This window comes from Martinezella sp. CNPSo 3890 (assembly GCF_057784455.1).
Window position 1 is genome coordinate 123,415 of the sequence record NZ_JBXSOR010000003.1, and the last position, 24,179, is coordinate 147,593.

General features: G+C 59.2%; 17 protein-coding genes and 1 pseudogene. 6 read left to right on the forward strand and 12 right to left on the reverse strand.

What is annotated here, in order from left to right:
- Nucleotides 1-4: 4 nt before the first annotated feature.
- From AC13RC_RS10520 to AC13RC_RS10530, 3 genes are all read right to left on the reverse strand, one after another.
- Nucleotides 5-1,165 (reverse strand): MlaE family lipid ABC transporter permease subunit, encoded by a 1,161-nt coding sequence (locus AC13RC_RS10520; RefSeq protein ID WP_488557103.1) that lies wholly within the window; start codon nt 1,163-1,165, stop codon nt 5-7.
- Nucleotides 1,166-1,315: 150 nt separating this feature from the next.
- Nucleotides 1,316-2,533: an MFS transporter gene (locus tag AC13RC_RS10525; protein ID WP_113355277.1), complete on the reverse strand. Its 1,218-nt coding sequence runs from the start codon at nt 2,531-2,533 to the stop codon at nt 1,316-1,318.
- A gap of 166 nt (nt 2,534-2,699) precedes the next feature.
- Nucleotides 2,700-3,506, reverse strand: coding sequence for a UDP-2,3-diacylglucosamine diphosphatase (locus tag AC13RC_RS10530; RefSeq protein WP_069613061.1), 807 nt, complete (start codon nt 3,504-3,506; stop codon nt 2,700-2,702).
- A 464-nt stretch (nt 3,507-3,970) separates the two neighbouring features.
- On the opposite strand from AC13RC_RS10530, the gene AC13RC_RS10535 reads away from it, so the two are divergent.
- Together AC13RC_RS10535 and AC13RC_RS10540 are read left to right on the forward strand one after the other, a co-directional pair.
- A complete protein-coding gene (locus AC13RC_RS10535; protein WP_488557326.1) occupies nt 3,971-6,247 on the forward strand; it encodes an NADP-dependent malic enzyme in 2,277 nt (758 codons plus the stop codon).
- A gap of 195 nt (nt 6,248-6,442) precedes the next feature.
- On the forward strand, nt 6,443-7,198 hold the full coding sequence (locus AC13RC_RS10540) for a hypothetical protein (RefSeq protein WP_488557338.1): 756 nt from the start codon (nt 6,443-6,445) through the stop codon (nt 7,196-7,198).
- 52 nt (nt 7,199-7,250) lie between these two features.
- On the opposite strand, the gene AC13RC_RS10545 is transcribed toward AC13RC_RS10540, so the two are convergent.
- The 3 genes from AC13RC_RS10545 to AC13RC_RS10555 form a co-directional block, all read right to left on the reverse strand.
- Nucleotides 7,251-8,993 carry an ankyrin repeat domain-containing protein gene (locus AC13RC_RS10545; protein ID WP_488557104.1) on the reverse strand — a complete coding sequence of 581 codons (1,743 nt, stop codon included), beginning with the start codon at nt 8,991-8,993 and terminating at the stop codon, nt 7,251-7,253.
- A 164-nt stretch (nt 8,994-9,157) separates the two neighbouring features.
- Nucleotides 9,158-9,982, reverse strand: coding sequence for a TolB family protein (locus AC13RC_RS10550; RefSeq protein WP_488557105.1), 825 nt, complete (start codon nt 9,980-9,982; stop codon nt 9,158-9,160).
- A gap of 31 nt (nt 9,983-10,013) precedes the next feature.
- On the reverse strand, nt 10,014-11,693 hold the full coding sequence (locus AC13RC_RS10555; RefSeq protein ID WP_488557106.1) for an NAD+ synthase: 1,680 nt from the start codon (nt 11,691-11,693) through the stop codon (nt 10,014-10,016).
- Between the two features lie 246 nt (nt 11,694-11,939).
- Between AC13RC_RS10555 and AC13RC_RS10560 the strand changes: the two genes are divergently transcribed.
- Both AC13RC_RS10560 and AC13RC_RS10565 read left to right on the forward strand, forming a co-directional pair.
- Entirely contained in the window at nt 11,940-13,814 is a 1,875-nt protein-coding gene (locus AC13RC_RS10560) for an LTA synthase family protein (protein WP_488557327.1), read from the forward strand.
- A 157-nt stretch (nt 13,815-13,971) separates the two neighbouring features.
- Nucleotides 13,972-14,509, forward strand: a pseudogene (locus tag AC13RC_RS10565) (DUF1003 domain-containing protein).
- A gap of 3 nt (nt 14,510-14,512) precedes the next feature.
- Here the strand turns inward: AC13RC_RS10565 and AC13RC_RS10570 are convergent.
- From AC13RC_RS10570 to rpiA, 5 genes are all read right to left on the reverse strand, one after another.
- Entirely contained in the window at nt 14,513-14,938 is a 426-nt protein-coding gene (locus AC13RC_RS10570; RefSeq protein ID WP_113333144.1) for a GFA family protein, read from the reverse strand.
- Between the two features lie 158 nt (nt 14,939-15,096).
- The gene (locus tag AC13RC_RS10575; protein WP_113390945.1) at nt 15,097-16,470 is read right to left on the reverse strand and encodes a class II 3-deoxy-7-phosphoheptulonate synthase; all 1,374 of its coding nucleotides are present in this window, start codon (nt 16,468-16,470) and stop codon (nt 15,097-15,099) included.
- 154 nt (nt 16,471-16,624) lie between these two features.
- Nucleotides 16,625-18,010 (reverse strand): glutathione-disulfide reductase, encoded by a 1,386-nt coding sequence (gor, locus tag AC13RC_RS10580; RefSeq protein WP_488557107.1) that lies wholly within the window; start codon nt 18,008-18,010, stop codon nt 16,625-16,627.
- 184 nt (nt 18,011-18,194) lie between these two features.
- Nucleotides 18,195-18,749, reverse strand: a complete 555-nt coding sequence (locus AC13RC_RS10585) for a DUF2059 domain-containing protein (RefSeq protein ID WP_069613069.1) — start codon at nt 18,747-18,749, stop codon at nt 18,195-18,197.
- 13 nt (nt 18,750-18,762) lie between these two features.
- Nucleotides 18,763-19,464, reverse strand: a complete 702-nt coding sequence (gene rpiA / locus AC13RC_RS10590; protein WP_152092748.1) for a ribose-5-phosphate isomerase RpiA — start codon at nt 19,462-19,464, stop codon at nt 18,763-18,765.
- 195 nt (nt 19,465-19,659) lie between these two features.
- Between rpiA and AC13RC_RS10595 the strand changes: the two genes are divergently transcribed.
- A complete protein-coding gene (locus AC13RC_RS10595; RefSeq protein ID WP_488557108.1) occupies nt 19,660-20,334 on the forward strand; it encodes an HAD family hydrolase in 675 nt (224 codons plus the stop codon).
- A gap of 70 nt (nt 20,335-20,404) precedes the next feature.
- Here AC13RC_RS10595 and AC13RC_RS10600 read toward each other — a convergent pair whose 3' ends face one another.
- Nucleotides 20,405-22,303 (reverse strand): L,D-transpeptidase family protein, encoded by a 1,899-nt coding sequence (locus AC13RC_RS10600; protein ID WP_488557109.1) that lies wholly within the window; start codon nt 22,301-22,303, stop codon nt 20,405-20,407.
- Nucleotides 22,304-22,709: 406 nt separating this feature from the next.
- Between AC13RC_RS10600 and fumC the strand changes: the two genes are divergently transcribed.
- Complete coding sequence (fumC, locus tag AC13RC_RS10605; protein WP_488557110.1) at nt 22,710-24,101, forward strand: class II fumarate hydratase; 1,392 nt, start codon at nt 22,710-22,712, stop codon at nt 24,099-24,101.
- Nucleotides 24,102-24,179 lie beyond the last annotated feature (78 nt).

Genomic DNA, 24,179 nt, shown 5'->3' on the forward strand with positions numbered 1-24,179 from the left:
TCCCTCAGAAATCGATTGCTGCGTAGAACATGGCGAAGAGCCCGTCCATGAGGATAACGACGAAGATCGACTTCACCACCGATGACGTCACGTGCTGACCAAGAGACTCGGCACTGCCTCCCACCTTCAATCCCTCGACCGCCGCGACGATGCCGATAACCAGCGCCATGAACGGTGCCTTGATCATGCCTGAAATGACCGTCGAAAGGCTGACGGCCTCATGCAGTCGCGAGATGAAGGTTGCAAAGGTGATGCCGGAATAGGCCCAAGACACCAGGGCGGCACCAAAAAGCGCAGCAAAATTGGCGATGACCGTTAGCAGCGGCAAGGCAACCGTCAGCGCCACCAGCCGGGGAAAGATGAGTACGCCGACGGGATTGAGGCCCATGACCTTCAGCGCGTCCACTTCCTCGCGCATCTTCATGGAACCAATTTCAGCGGTAATCGCGCTGCCGGACCGACCCGCAATCATGATCGCGGTCAAAAGCACGCCGATTTCACGCAATTGCAGGATGCCCACCAGATCGACCACGAAGATTTCCGCACCGAAATAACGCAGCTGGAAAGCGCCCTGTTGGGCGATGATCGCGCCGATCAGCGACGACATCAGCAGGATGATGGGAACCGCGCGTACCGCCATGTGATCGATCTGGTTGATGATCGAGGCAGGCGAAACCCCGCTACCGCGGCCGAACTTGAGCTGACCGCCGCGTACGGCTGAGCCCAGGATATACATGGCGGCGATGAGGTTGCCCCAGATATCGTAGACACTTTCGCCAATAGGCGCGAAGACACGCTCCGCCCATGATTTCCTCGGCTTTGCCGCTGCCGCCTCATCCTCGGGATGCGTATCGAATGTCGTTAGCAACTCGTCAATATGAGGATTCGAGCCTTCGATCGTAACGTGGGCCTTGTGTGCTTCCTGGCTTTCCTTCAGCCGGCGGATCAGCAGCGCACCCGCCGTATCCACATCCGAAAGACCGGAAAGATCGATCACAACCTCACCGCCGGAGCTGCGCTTCGACAGCTGCTCGATCTGGCGCAGCACGCCGTGCACATTGGCGCTGCGCCAATTGCCTTGCAGCCGATAGCGATGGCCTGCGCCCTCGGGCGCATCATCGATCTTCGGTGCATCGGACCTTTGCTCGGCTGCTTTCAAACTCATGCGTCTTTCAAATCTGGCACAACATACGCCGACTCGGTGAGTCCGCATGGTCAGTGCTTAATACACCGACTATGCATGGAATTTCCATCTCGCGCCGGCGCCAACATATGTCACGGCTTTTTGATATCCAAATGAATTTGTTGCACCGCGTCAGGATACGCCGTGAGCGCCTCCGCCGATTGCCGGCTTTCTCGCCTGCAGCCCATAGGCAAAAACGACCATGGCGAGCCCAAAGGCGGCGATGCCGGCCATGACATAGTAACTCGTCAGGTCGAGCCAGGCGTAGAGATAGCCGGATGCAAGCGTCATCAATCCCAGGAACATGCCATTGTAGAAATAATAGGCGCCTTGAGCCGATGATTCCTGCGTCTCATGGACGGACGCCACGATACGACGCTGAACGCCGGTATGGACGCAGGCATAGGTGCATGAATGAAAACATTGCAGCACAAAATAGCCGATGAAGCCGAAATTGCTCGGAAACAGGACCCAGCGCAGAATGCACATGGTCGAACCGAAGAAGATGAGCGTCCAGGCGCTGAACCTCCTGCTCAGTTTTCTCGACAGGAAAAACACCATCACCTCGGCCGTGACGCCAATGCTCCACAGCACGGCTATCTCGGCGCCGGAAAAGCCGAGCTTATGCCAGTAGATCGACGCAAATGTATAGAGCATCGCATGGCTCGATTGCTGTATCGATACGCCGATCATGGTTATAAGCAATTGCGGCGAGCGCAGATTTCCGGTCGGCGATTGCAGATTGATCGGTTGGTTGCGCCGGCGCGTCGGCCCGATACGTGGCGCGAAAAAGCCCATCATCGTCGTCAGAATGAACCCCGCCACCATCACGGGCAATACTGTCGTGCCGCCCCACATGCCGATCAGCTGGCCGCCGAGAAGGGTCGACAGGATAAAGGTGATCGATCCCCAGACCCGCATGGAACCGTAGTCGAAACCCCAGCGGCGCACACCCGACATGGCAATCGATTCGACCACCGGTACGTAAGGCGCGTAAGTAGCGCCCTGAATGCCGTAGACCAGAAGCACAGGCCAGAAGTCGCTGGTCCAGTAAAGCGCAATTGCCGTCAGCAGCGACAAGGCACCCGACCATAACAATACATCGGCCCGCTCTCTCATGTGATCGGCGAGTACCGCGATGATGGGTGTCACGAGGACGCGCACGACCATGGGAATGGCGATCACCAGGCCAATCTCGTGATCATTGAAATTCAGCCCCGCCAACCAGACGGGAAAGAAGGGTACGGCAATGCCGTTGACGAACAACGGAGCGCAATAGGACAAGGCGGCGCGCAAGCGGAAATATGGAGGCGCACCCTCGCCCTGGAAGGACTTGATCGCGGGAATCATGACAGACCTGAAGGGGAACGTACTTGTCCCTATCATGCTATCGAGAATACGACTATGGCGAGAAATGGCCAAAACCGTAACGTTTCGGAAAAATCCGAAGCCAGGGCTGTCTTGCAGCGATCAATAATTATGACAAGCCATTATCAAGCCTGTGAAGATCCAGAAATCAGGCCGCCTGTGCGCCGAGGGCCTGCGGTATTTCTCCGACCTGCGAGCCGACTGGCTGCGTTTCAAGAATATTCTGCCACGTGATCAGCTCGAACGTGCCGTCTTCGTGTTCGGCAATCGCCGTGCAGCTTTCCACCCAGTCGCCCGTGTTGATGTAACGGATCCCATCGAGATCCTCGATCACGGCATGGTGGATATGACCGCAGATGACGCCATCGGCATCATTGCGCTTGGCCTCTTCGGCCACGACACGCTGAAACTCGCCGATGAAATTGACGGCGTGCTTCACCTGCAGCTTTGCCCAAGCCGAAAAGGACCAATAGGGCATGTTCAGGCGTCGGCGCACCGCCGCAAGCCCGATATTGATCAAGATGGCCATGTCATAGGCCCAATCGCCGAGATAGGCGAGCAGGCGGGCATTGCGGACGACAACATCGAATTCGTCGCCGTGCAGGATGAGATATTTCTTCCCGTCGGCCGTTTCATGCATGGCGCGCTGCGCCACCTCGATACCGCCGAAGTGCATTCCGGGGAAGTCACGCAGGAATTCGTCGTGATTGCCGGGGATATAAACGATGCGCGTGCCCTTGCGCGCCTTGCGCAGGAGCTTCTGTACGACGTCGTTGCAATCCTGGGGCCAGTACCAGTTTCGCTTCAGTCTCCAGCCATCAACGATGTCGCCAACCAGGAAGATGGTATCGGCCTCGTGATAACGGAGAAAATCGAGCAGGTAATCCGCCTTGGCGGCCTTCGAGCCGAGATGCACGTCAGAAATGAATAGCGTTCGGAAATGCCGGGGGTCCATGTTTTCATTCACGAACTTTATGTCCGTGCCCTATCCTACGTTGGCTATTCCAAAACCAGACTCGTGTTTCAGGAAGATGACAAACCCTGTGCTTGGCGGCCCAGCGGCGACGTTCAACCAAGTTTCGCGGCAACTGCGAGGTCAGGACGATCGCTTGTAAAGCTGGCGATACCAAGGCGAAACATGGCCCGCGCCGCCTCGCTTGGATGAGCCGCCCATCTGTGCACTTTCACGCCATTCTTTCCAAGATGACGCGTTCGCAGCCTTCGACTTGCGGAAAGGACATCGCGCGATCTGCGATCATTGCGGAAAAGGCAATTCAGTTTTGCCACGACAAAAACGCCTTGTGACCTCAATTCCATACTGTGAAGGCGAAGCGATTGATGTATGCAGAAGACTCAAAGCGCAGGCAGGAATGGAGACGCAAGTTGGATACGAACGACACTTCGAAAGCAGCCAAGAACATGGCGAGCGGAAATTTCGACGAGCAGGCGCTTTATTTCCATCGTTATCCCCGTCCCGGCAAGCTCGAAATTCAAGCGACCAAGCCGCTGGGCAATCAGCGCGATCTGGCACTTGCCTATTCCCCCGGCGTCGCTGCGCCCTGCATCGCCATCCGCGACAACCCCGAAACGGCAGCCGACTATACGTCCCGCGCCAATCTCGTTGCCGTAATTTCGAACGGTTCGGCAGTGCTCGGCCTTGGCAATATCGGCCCGCTGGCCTCGAAACCAGTCATGGAAGGCAAGGCCGTTCTCTTCAAGAAATTCGCCGGCATCGACGTCTTCGATATCGAAATCGCAGCACCGACGGTCGATGAGATGGTCAATACCGTCTCGGCGCTCGAGCCGACCTTCGGCGGTATCAATCTCGAAGACATCAAGGCGCCGGAATGCTTTGAGGTCGAGCGCCGCCTGCGCGAGAAAATGGAAATTCCGGTCTTTCACGACGATCAGCACGGCACCGCCATCATCGTCGCCGCCGCCATCCTCAACGGGCTGGAATTGGCCGGCAAAAAGATTGAAGACGTCAAGATCGTTGCCTCCGGCGCCGGTGCGGCTGCGCTGGCCTGCCTCAACCTGCTCGTCATCCTTGGCGCCAGGCGCGAAAACATCTGGGTCCACGATATTGAGGGCCTAGTCTACAAGGATCGCAACGTCCTGATGGACGAGTGGAAATCCGTCTACGCTCAAGATAGCGACAAGCGCGTGCTGGCCGAATCCATCCCAGGTGCCGACGTCTTCCTCGGCCTCTCCGCCGCCGGCGTGCTGAAACCCGAGTTGCTGGCGCAGATGGCCGAAAAGCCGCTGATCATGGCGCTCGCCAACCCGACGCCGGAAATCATGCCGGATCTCGCCCGTGCCGCCCGCCCGGACGCGATGATCTGCACCGGCCGCTCGGACTTCCCGAACCAGGTCAACAACGTCCTCTGCTTCCCCTATATCTTCCGCGGCGCGCTCGATTGCGGTGCCAAGACGATCAACGAAGAGATGAAGATGGCCGCCGTGCGCGCCATCGCCGCGCTTGCCCGCGAAGAGCCTTCCGACGTCGCCGCCCGCGCCTATACCGGCGAAACGCCGGTCTTCGGGCCTAATTACCTGATCCCCTCGCCCTTCGACCCGCGCCTGATCCTGCGTATTGCGCCGGCTGTGGCGAAGGCAGCTGCGGAAAGCGGCGTCGCTCTGCGCCCGATCAAGGATTTCGATGCCTATATGGACGAGCTTAACCGCTTCGTCTTCCGCTCGGGCTTCGTGATGAAGCCGATCTTTGCGGCTGCGAAGATTGCCGAGCGCAAACGCGTCGTCTTCTCCGAAGGCGAAGATGAGCGCGTGCTGCGCGCCGCCCAGGTCCTGCTCGAGGAAGGCACCGCCGTCCCGATCCTAATCGGTCGTCCTTCCGTCATCGAGACGCGCCTCAAGCGCTACGGCCTGAAGATTCGCCCGCACACGGATTTCGCTGTCATCAATCCCGAAGACGATCCGCGCTTCCGCGAGTATGTCGAACTTTATTTCTCGCTGGTCGGCCGCGCGGGCGTTATCCCGGAAGCAGCCCGCACGATCGTCCGTACCAACACAACCGTTATCGGCGCGCTTGCCCTGAAGCGCGGCGAAGCTGATGCGCTCATCTGCGGTCTCGAAGGCCGTTATGAGCGTCATTTGCGCATCGTCCGCCAGGTCATCGGCAAGCGGCCTGATGTTCGGGATTTCTCGGCATTGAGCCTGCTCATTTCGCAGCGCGGCGCCACCTTCTATACCGATACCTATGTGACGTTTAATCCGTCCGCCGAGGAAATCGCGGAATCCACCTGGCTGGCTGCCGAGGAAATCAAGCGCTTCGGCATCGAGCCCCGCGCCGCCCTCGTCTCGCACTCCAACTTCGGCTCCCGGGAGTCGGAAAGCGCTACCAAGATGCGCGAAGCGCTGGCTCTCATTCGCGAGGCAGCGCCGGATCTGGAGGTCGACGGCGAAATGCATGGCGACAGTGCCATTTCCGAGAGCCTGCGCCGGCACGTAATGCCGGACAGCGCGCTCTCCGGCGAAGCCAATCTACTGGTCTTCCCCAATCTCGATGCCGCCAATATCACGCTCGGCGTGGTCAAGACCATGACCGATGGACTGCATGTCGGCCCGATCCTGCTCGGGACGGCGCTCCCGGCCCACATTCTCTCGCCGTCGGTCACTTCCCGTGGCGTGGTCAACATGGCGGCGCTCGCCGTCGTCGAAGCCTCGCAGATCGCCTGATATCACGTCTAGCAGCCACAGCCAGAATGACACCGCGTTTCATGCATTCGCGGTGTCGCCTATCCCCTGGCTATCGGCGGCTGCGACCTGCAATTTCACGAAAATCCTCTCGAAATCCGTGCTTTTTCATGGATACGTTGTTAAGCTACAGCGTGTAATCTTCAGCGACTTAAAACCGCTTTCGAGAGCAGAACCGTGAACCGCGGCATAAAACAAGCTTCCATTGCCCTTTTTTCCCTGCTGACGGCCACACCCGCGGCCCTCGCACAGGTCGATCTCTGCGACGAACTGCGCGGCCGCTATGTCGACATCAGCGAAGTGATCGGCGCCAGCCAGGAAACACGCCAGCTCTCGCGCGCCATCGTGCAACAGAACCTGATGATCCGCCGGACGATGAGCGATCTGCGCAACCAGGGCTGCGTCGAAGGCGACGATGGCGTATTTGGCGGCCGGGACAGTCAGGGCGTCTGCGATGACATCAGGCAGTCGATCGATCAGATGCGGCAGGATCTCTCCCTGCTGATGGATCAACGCGAGCAGAGCGTCGGTCGCGTCGATGCCGTTGCCATGCAGCGCCGGCAGTTGCTGGATACGATGCAGCGCAACGGCTGCAGCCTGCCGGCTTCGGCAACCCCGGATATCGTGATCGATACCCATACGAAGATGGATGCCTATGCGCCGCAGGAGCAGTCCCTGGCCAAGCCCGAAAGCTCCATTACCGTCATCGAGACGCCAAGGCTCCAGAAGAATTCCAGCCTCGAACAAAAGCAGGCACCACCGACGGCGGCGCCCAAGGTAACACAGACGCAGCCGCAGCAGTTTCCGCCGGATCGTCCCTACGATCCCTCGGCCCATAAGGTGCGCCAGGTCGGCCCGCAATTCCTCGCGACCGACCAGGGCAGCATCGACCTCAAACATCCGAAAGAGGCCGGGCCGCAGCCGACGCAATAATGCGTGAGCGGATGTTGCCCATCTCCGCCCGACTGCGTTGATTTCATGTCGTTCAAGGCTGGCGCAACAAGGAGATGATGGCCTCATCGCCTGTCTCTCTCGCGAGATCGCGATAGGACTGTCCGGAAACATCCCTGACCGAGCGATCCGCACCCTTCGCCAGCAGGAGGCGCACCGCCTCGCCGCGGCGATTGACAATGGCAAAGCCAAGCGGCGTCATCCAATCGCGATCGGTGGCCTGCCCATGAGGGCGGAAGTCTCCGAAGCGGATATTCACCTGTTCCGGATGCTTATCGAGAATAGCAGCCAGCTGATCGACCTGACCGAAAGTGGCCGCCGCGAAAATATCGAGCGGATAGGCCTTCAGAAACTCGACCATCTCATCCTTGCCGTTATATTCGGCCCAACCGATCGGCGGCGCATGAAAATTGGGATCACGAACGGTGGTGTCCGCTCCATGCTCGATCAGCAGCTTCGCCATCTCCATATGGCCATGCAGCGCGGCTTCATGCAGCGGTGTTCGGCTTGTCATGGCATTGACGTCAAAATCCAGCGCCAACATGAGACCCACGGCGCGCAGATCATTTTCGCCAGCAGCCTCGTGCAGCATGTCGGGATGAGCCTGGCGCATCGCCTCAGGAATATCGAATTCCCTCGCAATTCTCTTTATGTGTTCGACGACTATTGCCGGACCCGCTGCCTCATTCCTGGCCCCTTGCTGAATCTGGATATAGACCGAATCCTCGGGCTTAAGGCGAACCGCCACTGCTCCATGCTGAACGAGATACAACGCCAGATCCTTGTCGTTCCCTAACCGCGCCCACTCATACGGCGTTCTGCCATTGACGACCTTGTGAACATCCGCCCCATGCTCCACCAGCAGGCGCACTCGCTCGCCCATGCGATGTTCCAGCGCCCAGGCAAGCTGATAGTCGAACACAGTCTGCGTGTTCTCGACAAACTTCCCGTCTTCGCGCACGAGCCAATTGTTCTTATCCTTAGCGGACAAGCCATATTCAATCAGCAATTTCAGGCATGTATCGTCCCGTTCGAACATGCGGTTGTAGAGCGCCTGACTATCATTGGCTTCAGCGCCCGCATCGAGCAGCAGCCGCGCGAATGCCTCGCATTCCGGATGCGGAGGCTGGCGATTCTTTCCCGCCTCGCCTTCGCCGAAGACGCCGGTCAAAACGGTGAAGCGATACTGACCGGCATCGAGAAAGAAGGCGTTGACATCGGCCCCGCGCCGAACCAGCTCACGGGCTGCCGGCAGGCTGGATCGACCCGGCACGCGAGCATAGGCCGCGTACATCAGCGGAGTGAGATCATGCGGCCCGCCCCTGCGATCGATAAGCTGTGGCTGGCGATCGAGCCAGCGAGCTATACGGTCGGCATCGCCGAGCGCAGCAGCGACGTGAATGCTTTCGTCAGCAATCTCCGGATGGGAGTCCAGCAGTCGCAGCGCCTCATCGAAGCGCGCGGGATCGGCGGGAATATTGGCAAAATACGAAACCGTCGCCAGCGAGAGGAAACGGTTGGCGAGCTGATCCCGTGGGATATGCTTGCGATCGCCGCTTTCCAGATGCGCCTTGAGCTTCGTCCAGCTGGAGAAACCGAATTCGCGGGCAAGAACGAGCTGAATGTCCTGCAATCCCACATCGGCGACATCGGCAAAATAGGGCGCAACGCGGCTGCACGCCGAAGCATCACCGGCTTGGACGGCCTTGAGGAAAGACTTGGCCTGCTTTTTCAGGGAATCAAGAGTGGCGTCGACAGCCAAAGAGCGCGTGGTCACGATAGACCTCCTTCCATTTACGTCCGGTATCCGCGCCCACAGACTGAAAAGAGGTGTGGCAGTCTCACGTTATATGCATCAGGTGGGCCTGGCCCTTCCCGCGGATCGGATGCGCCCTGAGAACACATCCAGATCTATCGCGCCGGTTGCGCTCTGTCCAGAGCTCAGGCAGGCTCATAGCGGACATAGGCGAACTCGTCCCCATCCGGTGACCAGTTCGGCACGTTGATCGATCCCTGCCCGCCGAAGAGCTCGAACAGCGTCGTGATATTGCCACCATCCATATCCATCAGCCGCATGCGGACATTCAGATCGCGCGGATGATCGAAGACATCGGGATCGTAGGAGATCAGCACCACCTTGTCGTTCTTCGGAGATGGATGCGCGAACCAATTGCCGTAATTGTCGTCGGTCAGTTGCTCGAGGCCAGTGCCGTCAGGATGGATGCGCCAGATCTGCATCAGGCCGGTGCGGCTCGAATTGAAATAGATCCATTGCCCGTCGGCCGAATAATCAGGTCCGTCATTGCGGCCCTCGCCATGCGTCAGGCGGGTCTCTTCGCCGCCATCGATCGAGATCGTATAGATATCGAAAACGTCGTTGCGGATGCCGCAGTAGGAGAAGCGCTTTCCGTCCGGCGACCAGCCATGCCAGTAGGAGGGCAGATTGGTCGTCACCTGCCTTGGCGTGCCGCCCTCGGCCGGCAGAACATAGATGCAGGATTTACCGTGCTGCGTCTTGTCGGAAATGGCAATCAGCGAACCGTCCGGCGAGATGCCGTGATCGTTGTTGCACAGGGTCGCAAAGCCGGTATCGACCTGGACGATCCCACTGCCATCCAGCGGCAGCCGATAGAGCAGCCCGTCGCCATTCAGCAGCAGATAGCGCCCGTCAGGCGAATAGTTCGGCGCCTCGATCAGCTGGTCCGTTTGCCAGACGATCCGGTTCGCACCCGTGCGGATATTATAAATCTCGACCGAGCTGCGCATTCTTCCTCTCCCTTGCCGCTGGATACCGCGATCAGCGATCGCGGAACCGGTTGGTGATCGGATAGCGACGGTCGCGACCGAAATTCTTCTTAGTGATCTTCACACCCGGCGCCGACTGGCGGCGCTTGTACTCGGCGAGATAGAGCAGATGTTCAACGCGATGCACGGTCGCAACATCATGGCCTCGGGCCACGATCTCCTCGACCGACATTTCCTTTTCCACCAGGCATTCAAGGATATCGTCGAGCACCGGATAGGGCGGCAGCGAATCCTGGTCCGTCTGGTTCGGCCTTAGTTCCGCCGAAGGCGCCTTGTCGATGATATTATGGGGAATGACCTCGCCCGAAGGGCCGAGCGCGCCCGGCGGCACGTGCAGGTTGCGCCAGCGCGACAGCGCATAGACCTGCATCTTGTAGAGATCCTTGATCGGGTTGAAGCCGCCGTTCATGTCGCCATAAAGCGTGGCGTATCCGACAGACATTTCCGACTTGTTGCCCGTCGTCACCACCATCGAACCGAACTTGTTGGAGATCGCCATCAGGATGGTGCCACGGGCGCGGCTCTGCAGGTTTTCCTCGGTGATGCCGCTCTCGGTCCCTTCGAAGAGATCCGACAGGGCCGAGCTGAAGCCCGTCACCGGATCCTCGATCGGCACGATGTCATAACGGCAGCCGAGCGCCTTGGCGCAATCGGCCGCATCCTTCAACGAATCCTGCGACGTATAGCGATATGGCAACATGACGGTGCGCACGCGCTCTTCGCCGAGCGCGTCGACCGCAATCGCTGCGCAGATCGCCGAGTCGATGCCGCCGGAGAGGCCAAGCACGACCGACTTGAAGCCGTTCTTGTTGACATAGTCGCGGAAGCCCAGCAGGCAGGCGCGATAATCTGCCTCCTCGCCTTCCGGAATGTGAGCCATCGGACCTTCAGCGCAGTGCCAGCCGTCGCCGTTCTTCTTCCAGGTCGTCACTGCAAGCGCGGTCTCGAACTGGCTCATCTGGAAGGCCAGGGTCTTGTCTGCATTGAAACCGAAGCTGGCGCCATCGAAAACCAGTTCGTCCTGGCCGCCGAGCTGGGCGGCATAGATCATCGGCAGCCCTGTCTCGATGACCTGCTTCAGCACGACCTGATGGCGCACGTCGACCTTGCCGCGATAATAGGGCGAACCGTTCGGCGACAGAAGGATTTCCGCACCGCTCTCAGCCAGCGTCTCGCAGACGCCGAGCTCACCCCAGATGTCCTCGCAGATCGGGATACCCAGTCGCACGCCGCGGAAATTGACCGGACCGGGCATGGCGCCCTGATCGAACACGCGCTTCTCGTCGAACTCGCCGTAGTTCGGTAGGTCTACCTTGTCACGGACCGCAATCACCTTGCCGCCATCGAGCACGGCAATCGAATTGTAGCGGCCCGTCTCGTCCTGCCGGGGAAAGCCGATGATCACACCAGGGCCGCCATCGGCCGTATCGGCAGCCAGAGCCTCGACCGCTTTCCAGCAGGCGCGGATGAATGCCGGCTTCAGCACGAGATCTTCCGGCGGATAGCCGGAAATGAACAACTCCGTCAGCAGGACGATCTGCGCGCCTTCGCGCGCCGCTTCGGCCCGGGCCTCACGCGCCTTGGCGAGATTGCCGGAGACGTCGCCGACCGTTGGATTGAGCTGCGCAACGGCGATGCGGATGGTGTGGGTAATCTGGCTTTGCTCTGTCATGGCATACATTTAGCGATGCCATCTTTCTTCCGCAACCGCCTTCCTTCCCGCACACGCATCAAAGATCGCACTACGCGCAGAGGAGGTATTTTTGCCCCAAAAAATACCAGGCCAGCCTTGCGGTTCATGAAGAATTCATGACAGAAGCGTGACACTTATATGAATATTTTGTAGCTTTTGGAGAAAGCATTGGTCGCATCGGTCATCGAGTCCGCCTTGGCGGGCAAGCTTGCCCTTTTCCAGAAGATCGGCGCGGCAAAACAGAAGTCTGCCGCTCTGCGCCTGCTTCTGAGCCTCACGCTGACCCTCCTTTTCTCCCTGTCCATCGTTGTGACGGTCGAATGGGTTGCACGCGGCGAATTCGCCTCCGGTTGGACCTATCTCCTTTCCCCGTCCCGTCCGGGCCTTGCCACCATCGGCGTTGTCATGCTGACCATGCTGACGCTGGATGCCTTGATCGGTCGCGCGCATCTATCCGCTTTGATCGTTGCTCCGGTGCTGCTCATACCGGCTTTCATTTCCGGCCAGAAGCAGAATTTTCTCTCCGATCCGCTCTACCCTTCGGACTTCCTGTTTGGGCGGCAGATCATGGAGCTGATGCCGGTCATGGTACGTGATCGCCCTTGGACGGCGATTGCCCTGGCAATCGGCATTATCGCCGGCACCGGCGCCATGATCCTGTTCTGGCGCTATATCCGGAGCCACACGGTCGCGCTTTCGCGAAACGAGCGCCTTGCCCGGCTTTCGATCTGCCTGCCGCTGGCAGCACTTTTCGCCTCACAGATGGACCCCACACAATATTCCTATGTTCGCGAGAAGCTGGGGATCATACCGATCGTCTGGGACCAGACGGAAAATTACAACCACAACGGCTTCATCGTCGCCTTCGCGCTGAACCTGCCCATGGCCGACATCAAGTCACCGGCCGGATACGGCCCTGGCGCCATCGACGCCATGCCCGCAAGAAATTATGGCGATCTCTCCGGTCCGCGCCAAAAGCCCGACATTATCATGCTGATGAGCGAATCCCTCTGGGATCCGACGCGGCTTTCCAGCATCGCCTTCACACCGGATCCGATGCCGACGATCCGCGCCAGACAATCGGGCAATGTCTTCTCGCCGGAATTCGGCGGCATGACCGCCAATGTCGAGTTCGAGGCACTGACGGGCTTTTCCAACGCCTTTCTCCCTTATGGCAGCATTCCCTATCAGCAATATGTGCGCCGCCCGCTGCCGTCGCTTGCCACTTTCTTCCGCGGCGAAGGCTATACGGCGCGCGCACTGCATCCCTTCAGCGGCTGGTTCTGGAACCGTAACGAGGTCTACAGGGCTTTCGGCTTCGAAGAATTTCATACCCAGGAGACTTTGCCGCCCATGGATAAACGCGGCATGTTCGCAGCCGACGACTCCCTTATGAAGGAAATCATGAGCGAAGGAGACGCCGCCGAGCGTCCCTTCTTCTTCTTCGCGGTCACTCTTCAGGGACATGGGCCTTACGAAGCCGACCGCTATTCTGAGAATACCGTCGATATCGCGGGCAATTTGAACGACGATGACCGTGCGGCGCTCGCTACCTATGCACAGGGCGTTCGCGAAGCCGATGACAGCCTGAAGATGCTGATGGATTGGGCCGAAAAGCGCGACCGGGAAACCATTATCGTCCTCTGGGGCGATCATCTGCCGCCGCTCGGCAGCGTCTATCCGAACACCGGCTACATGCCGCAGCAGGTGGCAACCCGCAAGGCGCCGCTCGACGTCATGAAGAAGGAGCACGAAACGCCGCTCGTCGTCTGGTCGAGCAAGAAGGGCGTTCGCAAGGACATCGGTACCATCAGCCCCTCGCAGCTGCCTTATCACCTGCTGAAAACGGCAGGCTATGAGCATCCTTTCTATACGGGCTTTCTCGGCCGCGTGCAGAAGAAATACAACATCGTCGACCGCTATCAGCTGGCAACCCGCGACAGCCAGACCTTCCCCGATTGGGGCCGCAAGGAGCCGGAGCTTGACCCGACCGTGCGCGACTATCGCTATCTGCAGCACGACATGATGTTCGGCCACCAATATGGTTTGGAGCGCTTCTTCCCGTCTCATGCGGAGCTAATGGGCCAGGAAGACAGCTAGCCCATTATAAACATGAGTTAGTGCGGGTGTTTTTTTGCGATAACAGTACGCGCAGCAGCTCCATGCGCAATCGAGTTTGAAACCCTTCCCTCGTTGCATTTTTCCCTATTGGTCGAATAGTTGCATTCAATGCCACAAGGACCTTGGAGCCCTCCCAATGCATAATCTTCCCAACTTCGTTCATCTGCATTTTGACAAGACAGCCGATCAGCTCGGCGATATCGAAAAGCGCGTTCTTAAAAAGGCGCACGAGCGGAAAATCATCTCCACCGATATCAACGCCGCCATCTCGGCGGAATCCTCCCCGGGGGCAGCGTCTCGCAGACAGCATCGCCCGTGTCGGCGGCTCATGGTCCTTCATTATCGCCTTCCTGCTGTTTCTGGCCTTCTGGTGCGTCATCAACACGATCCTCCTCACCACGAACGCCTTCGACCCCTACCCCTTCATCTTCCTGAATCTCGTTCTCTCCATGCTCGCCGCGATTCAGGCGCCGATCATCATGATGTCACAGAACCGGCAGGCCGAGCGGGATCGTTTCGAGGCGGCCAAGGATTATGAAGTCAATCTCAAGTCCGAGCTGGAAGTGCTGTCCCTGCATCAGAAGATCGATATGCAGGTGTTGACCGAGCTTGCGGTGGTGCGTGAAGAACTCGCCAAACTGAGCAAGCTCGTTGCCGAAAAAGGCACCATCTAAAGGTCAATCGGAGGGGCCCGCCGTCAACAGCCCCGGTCGCCCCTGCCGATATTGCGGCAGTCCGTCGCTGATCTCGTAATAATCGCCCTTGTCGGCGCAATAGATATGATAGCCCATCTCAAGGCCGCTCGGCTGATCGAACAGACCGGCCATGATCGATATTTCATCGGCGCCATCGGCCACCCAAAACAGAGCCGAGCCGCAGATCCTGCAAAAGCCGCGGTGAGCGAATGTGCTGGCACGATACCAGGTGATCGCCTCTTCTCCCTCGATGACAAGATTTTCGCGTGCGACATTGGTCGCGGCATAATAGAGCCCGGTCTGTTTGCGGCACTGCGAACAATGGCAGGCGACCACTTCGCGCAGTTTTCCGTGCGTCCTGAAACTTACACTACCGCAGAGGCAGGCTCCCGTGTGTTCGTGGCTCATCATCGCTCCCCTTATTTTGAGGCAGCCTTGCCGAGAACGGAAGTTGGGTCAATTTCAAAGAACTGAAGCGTCTTTCAGCCAAGCTGATCGCTCCTAGCCCAAAAGCGAACGGGCCGGTTTTCGCCGGCCCGTTCGAGAGATCATGAATGCGGCTTCGCTCAGCCGTGTGCGCGCATACGCTTCTCGTCCCGACCGCCCTTCATCCGCTCAGCGAGCAGGAAGGCAAGTTCCAGCGCCTGGTCGGCATTGAGACGCGGGTCGCAATGTGTGTGATAGCGATCCTGGAGATCCTCGGCGCCGACCGCGCGGGCGCCGCCCGTGCATTCGGTCACATCCTTGCCGGTCATCTCGATATGGATGCCGCCCGGATGCGTGCCCTCGGCGCGATGGATCTGGAAGAAGCTTTCCACTTCCGACAGGATGCGTTCGAACGGACGCGTCTTGTAGTTGTTGAGCGTGATCGTATTGCCGTGCATCGGGTCGCAAGACCAGACGACCTTGCGGCCTTCCTTCTCAACGGCGCGAATGAGGCGCGGCAGGTTGTCGGCAACCTTGTCGTGACCGAAACGGCAGATCAGCGTCAGGCGGCCAGCTTCGTTCTGCGGGTTCAGGATGTCGATCAGATTCAGCAGATCGTCCGCCTGCAGCGAAGGACCGCACTTCAGACCAATCGGGTTCTTGATGCCGCGGAAATATTCGACATGGGCGTGGTCGGCCTGGCGCGTACGGTCGCCGATCCAGAGCATGTGGCCGGAGGTGGCGTACCAGTCGCCGGTCGTGGAATCGACGCGGGTAAAGGCTTCTTCATAGCCAAGCAGCAGCGCTTCGTGGCTGGTGAAGAAATCGGTTTCGCGCAGGCTTGCGTTGCTCTCGGCGGTGATGCCGATCGCACGCATGAAATCCATGGTCTCGCCGATACGATCGGCAAGCTTGCGGTAGCGCTCGCCCTGCGGGCTGTCCTTGACGAAGCCGAGCATCCACTTCTGGACGTTTTCCAGGTTGGCATAGCCGCCCATGGCGAAGGCGCGCAGCAGGTTCAGCGTCGCGGCAGACTGACGGTAGGCCATCATCTGACGGTCGGGATTGGGAATGCGTGCTTCCTCGGTAAACTCGATGCCGTTGATGATGTCGCCGCGATAGCTCGGCAGCGAGATGCCATTCTGCGTTTCGATGTTCGACGAGCGCGGCTTGGCGAACTGACCGGCAATGCGGCCAACCTTGACGACCGGCAGCTGCGCACCGAAGGTCAGCACGACGGCCATCTGCAGGAAGGCGCGGAAGAAGTCACGGATCGTGTCGGCACCGTGTTCTGCAAAGCTTTCGGCGCAATCGCCGCCCTGAAGCAGGAAACCGTTGCCCTCTGCGACATTGGCGAGATGCGCCTTCAGGCGACGGGCTTCACCGGCAAAAACGAGTGGCGGATAGCTTGCAAGCTGCGCTTCGGTCTCTGCCAGCGCTGCCTTGTCCGGAAAATCCGGCACCTGTTGGATCGGTTTCTGCCGCCAACTGCTCGGGGTCCAATTCTGTGCCATCTCACTCACCTGCTTGTACGCCCGATCTTGGTCGGGCGGCCCGTCGTCGTAAATAACGCGCGCTTATAAACCTTTGCCGCCCGCTTGCAAAGGCGGGCAAACTACTGTGCGAATCTTTTATGGTGCAGTCGATCTCAGAGCCAAAACGAGCGCGTTACACGCGCTCGCCGTTGCGAATGCGATAGCTCGGCGAATACATCGTCACCAATTCTTCCGCCGCCGTCGGATGCACCGCCATGGTGCGGTCGAAATCGTCCTTGGTGCAACCGGCCTTCAGTGTGATGCCGAGAAGCTGCGCCATCTCGCCGGCATCGTGGCCGAGAATATGCGCGCCGATGACCTTGCGGTCCGCGGCGTTGACGATCAGCTTCATGATCATCTTCTCGGCTCGGCCCGAAAGCGTCGCCTTCATCGGCCGGAACTGCGCCCGGTAAACTTCGAGCTCCGGATAACGCTTGGCAGCGTCTTCCTCGGTCAGGCCGACCGTACCGATCTCCGGCTGCGAGAAAACGGCCGTCGGGATGAGTTCGTGATCCGGCCGGGTCGGATTGTCCTTGTAGACCGTCTCGATGAAACACATGGCCTCGTGGATCGCCACGGGCGTCAGTTGTACCCGGTCGGTGACGTCGCCGAGTGCGTAGATGTTCGCAACGGAAGTGCGCGAATATTCGTCGACGATAATGGCGCCCTGCTCGTTGATTGCGACCCCGGCAGCCTCAAGCCCGAGATTTTCGGTATTCGGCGTACGGCCGAGCGCCAGCATGACGGTATCGACCGTCAGGAGCTTATCGTTCTTCGTCCGAGCACTGAGCCTGCCCTCTACCTTCTCGACATTCTCAATGATGTCATGGCAGAGAATACGGATGCCCTTCTCCTCCATGGCCTCGTGAAGGCCTTTGCGCAGGTCCTGATCGAAGCGCGAGAGTATCTCGGCGCCGCGATAGATCAGCGTCGTCTCGACGCCCAGACCATGAAAGATGTTGGCGAACTCGACGGCGATGTAGCCGCCGCCGGCAATGAGGATCGATTTCGGCAGTTCCTTCAGATGGAACGCTTCGTTCGAGGAGATGCAAAGCTCGTGACCCGGCAGTGCCGTGTGCAGATTCGGCCGACCGCCAGTCGCAATGACGATGGTCTCGGCGGTCACGGTCTGGCCGGTCTTCAGCAGCTTGATCGTGTGGGCATCGACCAGCTCGGCGCGGGTATCGAAGATCTCCGCCTTGGCATTGTCGAGCCCCTTGCGATAGAGGCCCTCCAACCGGGCGATTTCCTTGTCTTTCGCCTCGATCAGTTTCTTCCAGTCGAAGCTGCTTTCGCCAACCGTCCAGCCGAAACCGGCCGCATCCTCGAAATGCTCGCTATATTGCGAAGCGTAGACGAACAATTTTTTCGGCACGCAGCCGCGAATGACGCAGGTGCCGCCATAGCGATATTCCTCGGCGATCCCGACCTTCTTGCCAAGCGATGCGGCCACGCGCGCGCTGCGCACACCGCCCGAGCCGCCGCCAATCACGAAAAGGTCGAAATCAAACGAAGGCATGGATCGCTCCTGTAGACATCAAGTTGCGCGCGAAGCGCCATTGGGGGTCGGCACTCATATAGGGAGCCGAGACCCAAAAAGAAAAGCCCGGAATCGATCCGGGCTTCGAATTTGTAACTGCTTGCCGCAGATACCGAAAACTACAAACCTAGCTTTCGAAACCGCTGCGGCGGCGAGCCGTTGATTACTGCTTCGGCGCCGGCTGAGCGGCCGCACCGGCATCCGGCGTAACGACCGGCTGCTTGACGACCTTCTGCAGGGCATCGTTGCTCTGCTTTGCGAGATCGCGCGAAATGCCCTGGCTCCAGATATCGGCCGCCTTGTAGAGTTCGCGGGTGGCGAGCGGACCGTCCTTGAGAAGCTTCTTGCCTGCCGCCGAATTGTAGAAATCTGCAATCGCCTTCAGTTCGTCGGCAGAGAAGGCCTTGGCATAGGTGATGGCCGCTTCACGCTCCAGATCGGCACGGCGCGGTGCGAGCGCGAGCGCGGTGGCGTCGACGGTCGAGTTGATCGCATCGCCGAAATTCGGGTTTGCCTGGATCATCGTGCTCTTCAGCTGCTCGGCGAGGTTCGGCAAGATGTTGTCGAACTGGTTGGTGATGCCGAGAGCATTGATCGCGGCGCGGGCAGCCTTGATCTGATCCTCGGAAACCTCTTGAGCGCTTACGGAACCGAAAGCAATGCCGGAAAGAAGGATGGTTGCAGCGGCAAGACGGCCAAGACCCGCAAATTTGATCATGAGATGAGTGCTCCTATGTATTGTTCGCCTGCAACGTGCGCGCACCGGCGGGGCCGGCAATGATCGCTTGTGTCGCCATATGGATAAAGAGCCCGTGTTCGACAACGCCGGGAATCGAATAGAGCTCGCTCGACAGCGCCTCTGCATCAGGAATACGGCCGAAAGATGCATCGACGATGTAATGCCCCCCATCGGTGACAAAGAGGCTGTCGCTCGCGCGGCGCATGTTGAGCGCGCCGGAAAGCCCAAGACGCGAGGCCGCCTTCTCGATGAGGATGCGAGTGGAAACGAGACCGAAGGGATTGACCTCGATCGGTAGCGGAAAGGCTCCGAGGGTCTCAACGACCTTGCTCTGATCCGCGATCACGATCATGCGGGCTGAGGAAGCAGCAACGATCTTCTCGCGCAGCAGCGCGCCGCCGCCGCCCTTGATCAACGTCAGCGCACCATCCAGCTCGTCGGCTCCGTCGATGGTCAGGTCAAGTTCCGGAAGATCGTCGAGCGACTTCAACGGCACGCCGAGTTCGTTGCAGAGCTTGGCCGTTCTTTCAGATGTGGGAACGCCCTCAATCGAGAGGCCGGCGGCGACCTTTTCGGCGAGCAGGCGAACGAATTCCTCCGCCGTGCTGCCGGTGCCGATCCCGAGCCGCATGCCGCTTTCGACGTGAGCGAGCGCGGCTCTCGCAGCCTCGATTTTCATCTGGCGGGCGTCCATGCGCCACCTGCTCCCATTGTTACGTTGGTCTGCTGTTTACACGGCTCTCCAGCCAAACGAAAGCCAAAATAACGGCATGATATAGAAATCCCCGAGGCCTTCCCGCCTAGGCTTTCCGGCGCTTCGGTTGCAATTGCCCGCGCGATCTTTTAACTCCGGAAGACGCACTCTTTTCTATGCAAAGGCCGATTCCTCGTGAAATCTCCCCTTGTCGTATTCGATCTCGACGGCACGCTGCTGGACACGCATGCGGACCTGATCGTCAGCCTGAACCATACGATCGCCGCACTCAAGCTTCCGCCGGTCACTTACGACGACGTGACGCATCTCGTTGGCAACGGCGCGCAGGTGATGATCGAGCGGGCCTGCAAGCTGCATGGCTATATGCTGACATCGGAAGAATTACCGGCTCTGCTACAGCGCTTCATAACCCATTATTCCGAGGCGATGCCCGGCGTCACGCAGCCCTACCCCGGGCTCCTGGCCGCGCTTACAACACTGCGGAACAAAGGCTACAAGCTGGCCGTCTGCACCAACAAGATGGAATCGCTTGCGCGCACACTTCTCGACCGGCTCGAACTGACCCAATATTTCGAGGCCATTACCGGCGGCGACACCTTCACTGTCCGCAAGCCGAATGCCGAACACCTGATCGGCACCGTCGAGCGCGCAGGCGGCGACATCGCCCGGACGATCATGATCGGTGACAGCATCAACGACATCCTTGTCGCCCGCAATGCCGGCGTCCCCTCCATCGCGGTCCCCTTCGGCTACTCCGATGTCGGCATCGAAACGCTTGGACCGAACCGCATCATCTATCACTATGACGAGCTGACGCCTGAACTGGTCGAGGGACTGCTGGCGGCCTGAGACACATCAGTTCTTCAATAAAAAACGGCGGCACATGGCCGCCATTTTTGTTTTCGCCACTGAACAGACTTTAGATCTGAGCAGTCCGCGCCTTTGAGGTCGCATCGAGCGCCTTCTGTGTGGCAGCATCGCGATCGTAGACATCGTTGAAATACTGGATTACGCCGTCCTTGTTCGGCCAGGCGGTGAAATAGGCGATGTAGATCGGGAACTTCTGCGGTACGGCCACAGCCTTGTTCTGGCCGGTAGCGATCTGCTTGGCGACGTCATCGACCGTGGTGTTCAGTACGGCGGCGGCCATCGCGCGCGGATCGGCAAGACGGACGCAGCCGTGGCTGAGTGCGCGCATATCCTTCTTGAAGAAGCTCTTCTGCGGCGTGTCGTGCATGTAGATGGCGTGCGAGTTCGGGAAGAGGATCTTCAGTTCACCGAGTGCGTTGTCGCTGCTCGGCGGCTGGCGAACCGAAATGCTCTTCGTCGAGCCATACCAGTCGACGCTGGACGAAGCGACGGCGCGGCCGCCCACTTCGACCTGATAGCCCATGCGATCGAGATAGTTCGGATCGGAACGCAGCTTCGGCAGCATCTCGTTGATGATGATCGACTGCGGAACGCCCCAGAATGGGTTGAATTCGACCGTCTGCACCTGATTTTCGAAGAAAAAGGTCTGGTGCTGCTTGCTGCCGACGACGACGCGCATCGACAGCTGCTCCTGATTGTCATTGTAGTAATAGACCATGAAGGCCGGCTGATTGATGAAGACGTAACGCGGGCCTAGTTCGTCCGGCAGCCAGCGCAGCTGCTCCATGGCGATGACCAGCTTCTGGATCTTCACATCGTTATTCTCGCCGACCATCGCGCGAACGGAGGACGGGCCGATCACGCCGTCGGCCGTCAGACCCTTTTCGCGCTGAAAGTCCTCGACCAGCGACACGAGCTCGGGCGTGTAGCTCGGCGTGCCCAGATAAGCGGAGAAAAGATCGGCGTGAGCCGTTTTCAGTGCATTCGAGCCGCGATGCTCTATCGCCTTGACGATATTGGCCATTTCCGGCGAGCTATCACCCGGCTTCAGCGTACCCGCGAGCGAAATGGAAATGTGACTGCCGTCCGTTCCGGCCTCGGAACGCAGCTTCGCAAGCTCCGCCTTCAATTCCATGAATTGCGGGTTGGACGGGCTGCGGCTGTTGAGATAGGCGGCAGCATCGGGGCTGGCGCGCAATACATCGAGCATAGCCGTCAGATTGACGTCCTTGCGCTTGAAGTCGTGATAGCCGGAGATCTTGTTCGGGTCGAGACGACCGCGAACCGTATCCTGGACGAACATCAGCACCTTGCTGGAGAGCGTGAGCTCAAATTGCATGAGAGCCCGATCACGCAGCACCGGGTCGGCATTTGCGGCATTGTCGCCGGGCAGTGTTACCGCATAGTCGGCAGGATCGAGGCCGACGGAACCAGCATCGGCAAGGACCGCCATCGCGGCCTTCGCCTTGTCGCTAACGGCATGATCCGCAACCCAGAGAAGCGGCTTGCTCTGATCGGCATAATAGGTTTCGATCGCCTTGGCGATATCGTTGGTCGCCATGACGCGGGCATCCGCCAGATAGCGGCGCTGCGAGACTTCGGCATCGATAGCGACCGGCGTGGGAGAGGCGTCTGCAACGGCGCCGGTCACAACCGGATCGGCGAAATGCACCGTCGACACCAACCGCATCTGGTCGGCCTTGTAAGTATAGTATTTCGGCGCATCGACGGTCGGCAGCGGCTGCTTTGCCCGCGGAGGCTCAACGGAGTTCAGCGTCTGCGCCGGGTTGACGGGAACCGGAGCCGAAACCTGCGTGCTCTGCTGACGGCCCTGACCGCCACGGATAAAATCCATGAGGGTCATAGCACTTGCGGAGGTTGCGCCAATCGAGGAAAGGCAGCAGGAAAGAGCCAGGACGGATGCTGTGGCTTTGATGGCAAGTTTCATTCTCTAATCAGTCCCTGTATCGTACGGTAACTTCGAGCTCGACGGTGCTGTTTTCAACTCGGCCGCGATGTCTCCGACATCATACACCCACTACACTGAAAACGACGAGACCCCGCCTTTCGTTCAATGCCTCAACTTCACGTGACGAAGCAGTGGCGTCTTCCGCGCTTAGTCCACACCGAATTATGAAATTATTGGTTAATCTTTTATTGAAATTTGCCGGGCTTTTTGAGGGGCGGAAAATGCGCCTCCGCGAATATATGCCAGGCGTGTTAAAAAGGGCACGCCCGACGACCGCATTGAAAACATGATTTTTATAATCATGAATGGCGCTTTGATGTTTTCATGAGCACGGTTCGCACCTATATGACTGCTATCTGTCTCAATGGAAAGCAGGACCACGAAGATGACGTCCACCCGCACCGAAACCGATACCTTCGGCCCGATCGAAGTCGCCAGCGACCGCTATTGGGGCGCGCAGGCCCAGCGCTCGTTCGGCAATTTCAAGATCGGCTGGGAAAAGCAGCCGCTCTCGGTCGTCCGCGCCCTCGGCATCGTCAAACAGGCGGCTGCGCGCGCCAATGTGGAACTCGGCCAGTTGGATCCGGCGCTCGGCAAGGCAATCGTCGATGCGTCACAGGAAGTCATAGATGGCAAGCTTAACGATCATTTCCCGCTTGTCGTCTGGCAGACCGGCTCGGGCACGCAGTCGAACATGAATGCCAACGAAGTGATCTCCAATCGCGCAATCGAGATGCTCGGCGGCGTCATGGGTTCGAAAAAGCCCGTGCATCCGAACGACCACGTCAACATGAGCCAGTCGTCGAACGACACCTATCCGACTGCCATGCATATCGCCTGCGCCGAGCAGATCGTCCATCACTTGCTGCCGGCGCTCAGGCACCTGCATGCGGCCCTGGAAAAGAAGGTCGCCGACTTCGCCCATATCATCAAGATCGGCCGCACTCACACGCAGGATGCAACGCCACTGACGCTCGGCCAGGAATTCTCAGGCTATGCCGCCCAGGTCGCCTCTTCCATCAAACGCATCGAGCTGACCTTGCCGGGCCTTTGTGAACTCGCCCAGGGCGGTACCGCGGTCGGAACCGGGCTCAACGCGCCGATCGGTTTTGCCGAAAAGGTCGCCGACGAAATCGCCAAGATCACCGGCCTGCCCTTTGTTACCGCGCCGAACAAGTTTGAGGCGCTGGCCGCCCATGATTCGATGGTCTTCAGCCATGGCGCCATCAATGCCGCGGCAGCCGCACTCTTCAAGATCGCCAACGACATCCGCCTGCTCGGCTCCGGCCCGCGATCCGGTCTCGGCGAACTGGCACTGCCGGAAAACGAGCCGGGCTCGTCGATCATGCCGGGCAAGGTCAATCCGACGCAATGCGAAGCGCTGACGCAGGTCTGCATTCACATCTTCGGCAACAATGCAGCCCTCACCTTTGCCGGCAGCCAGGGCCATTTCGAGCTCAACGTCTACAATCCGATGATGGCCTACAACTTCCTGCAGTCGGTGCAGTTGCTCGGCGACGCCGCCGTCTCCTTCACCGATAATTGCGTCGTCGGCATCGCGGCGCGCGAGGACAATATCAAGGCCGGTCTGGAACGGTCACTGATGCTGGTGACGGCACTCGCGCCGAAGATCGGCTACGACAATGCCGCCAAGATCGCTAAGACCGCTCACAAGAACGGCACGACCCTGAAGGAAGAAGCTCTGGCGAGTGGATTGGTATCATCGGAAGAATACGATGCCATCGTCCGGCCGGAAACGATGATCGGTCCGAAGTAAGTTCCTCCTTCAGCGATTGCCAGGCATAGTCCTCCAATGCCAAAGCCGTGTGCATGGCTCCTCTCCCCGCTCCTGCGG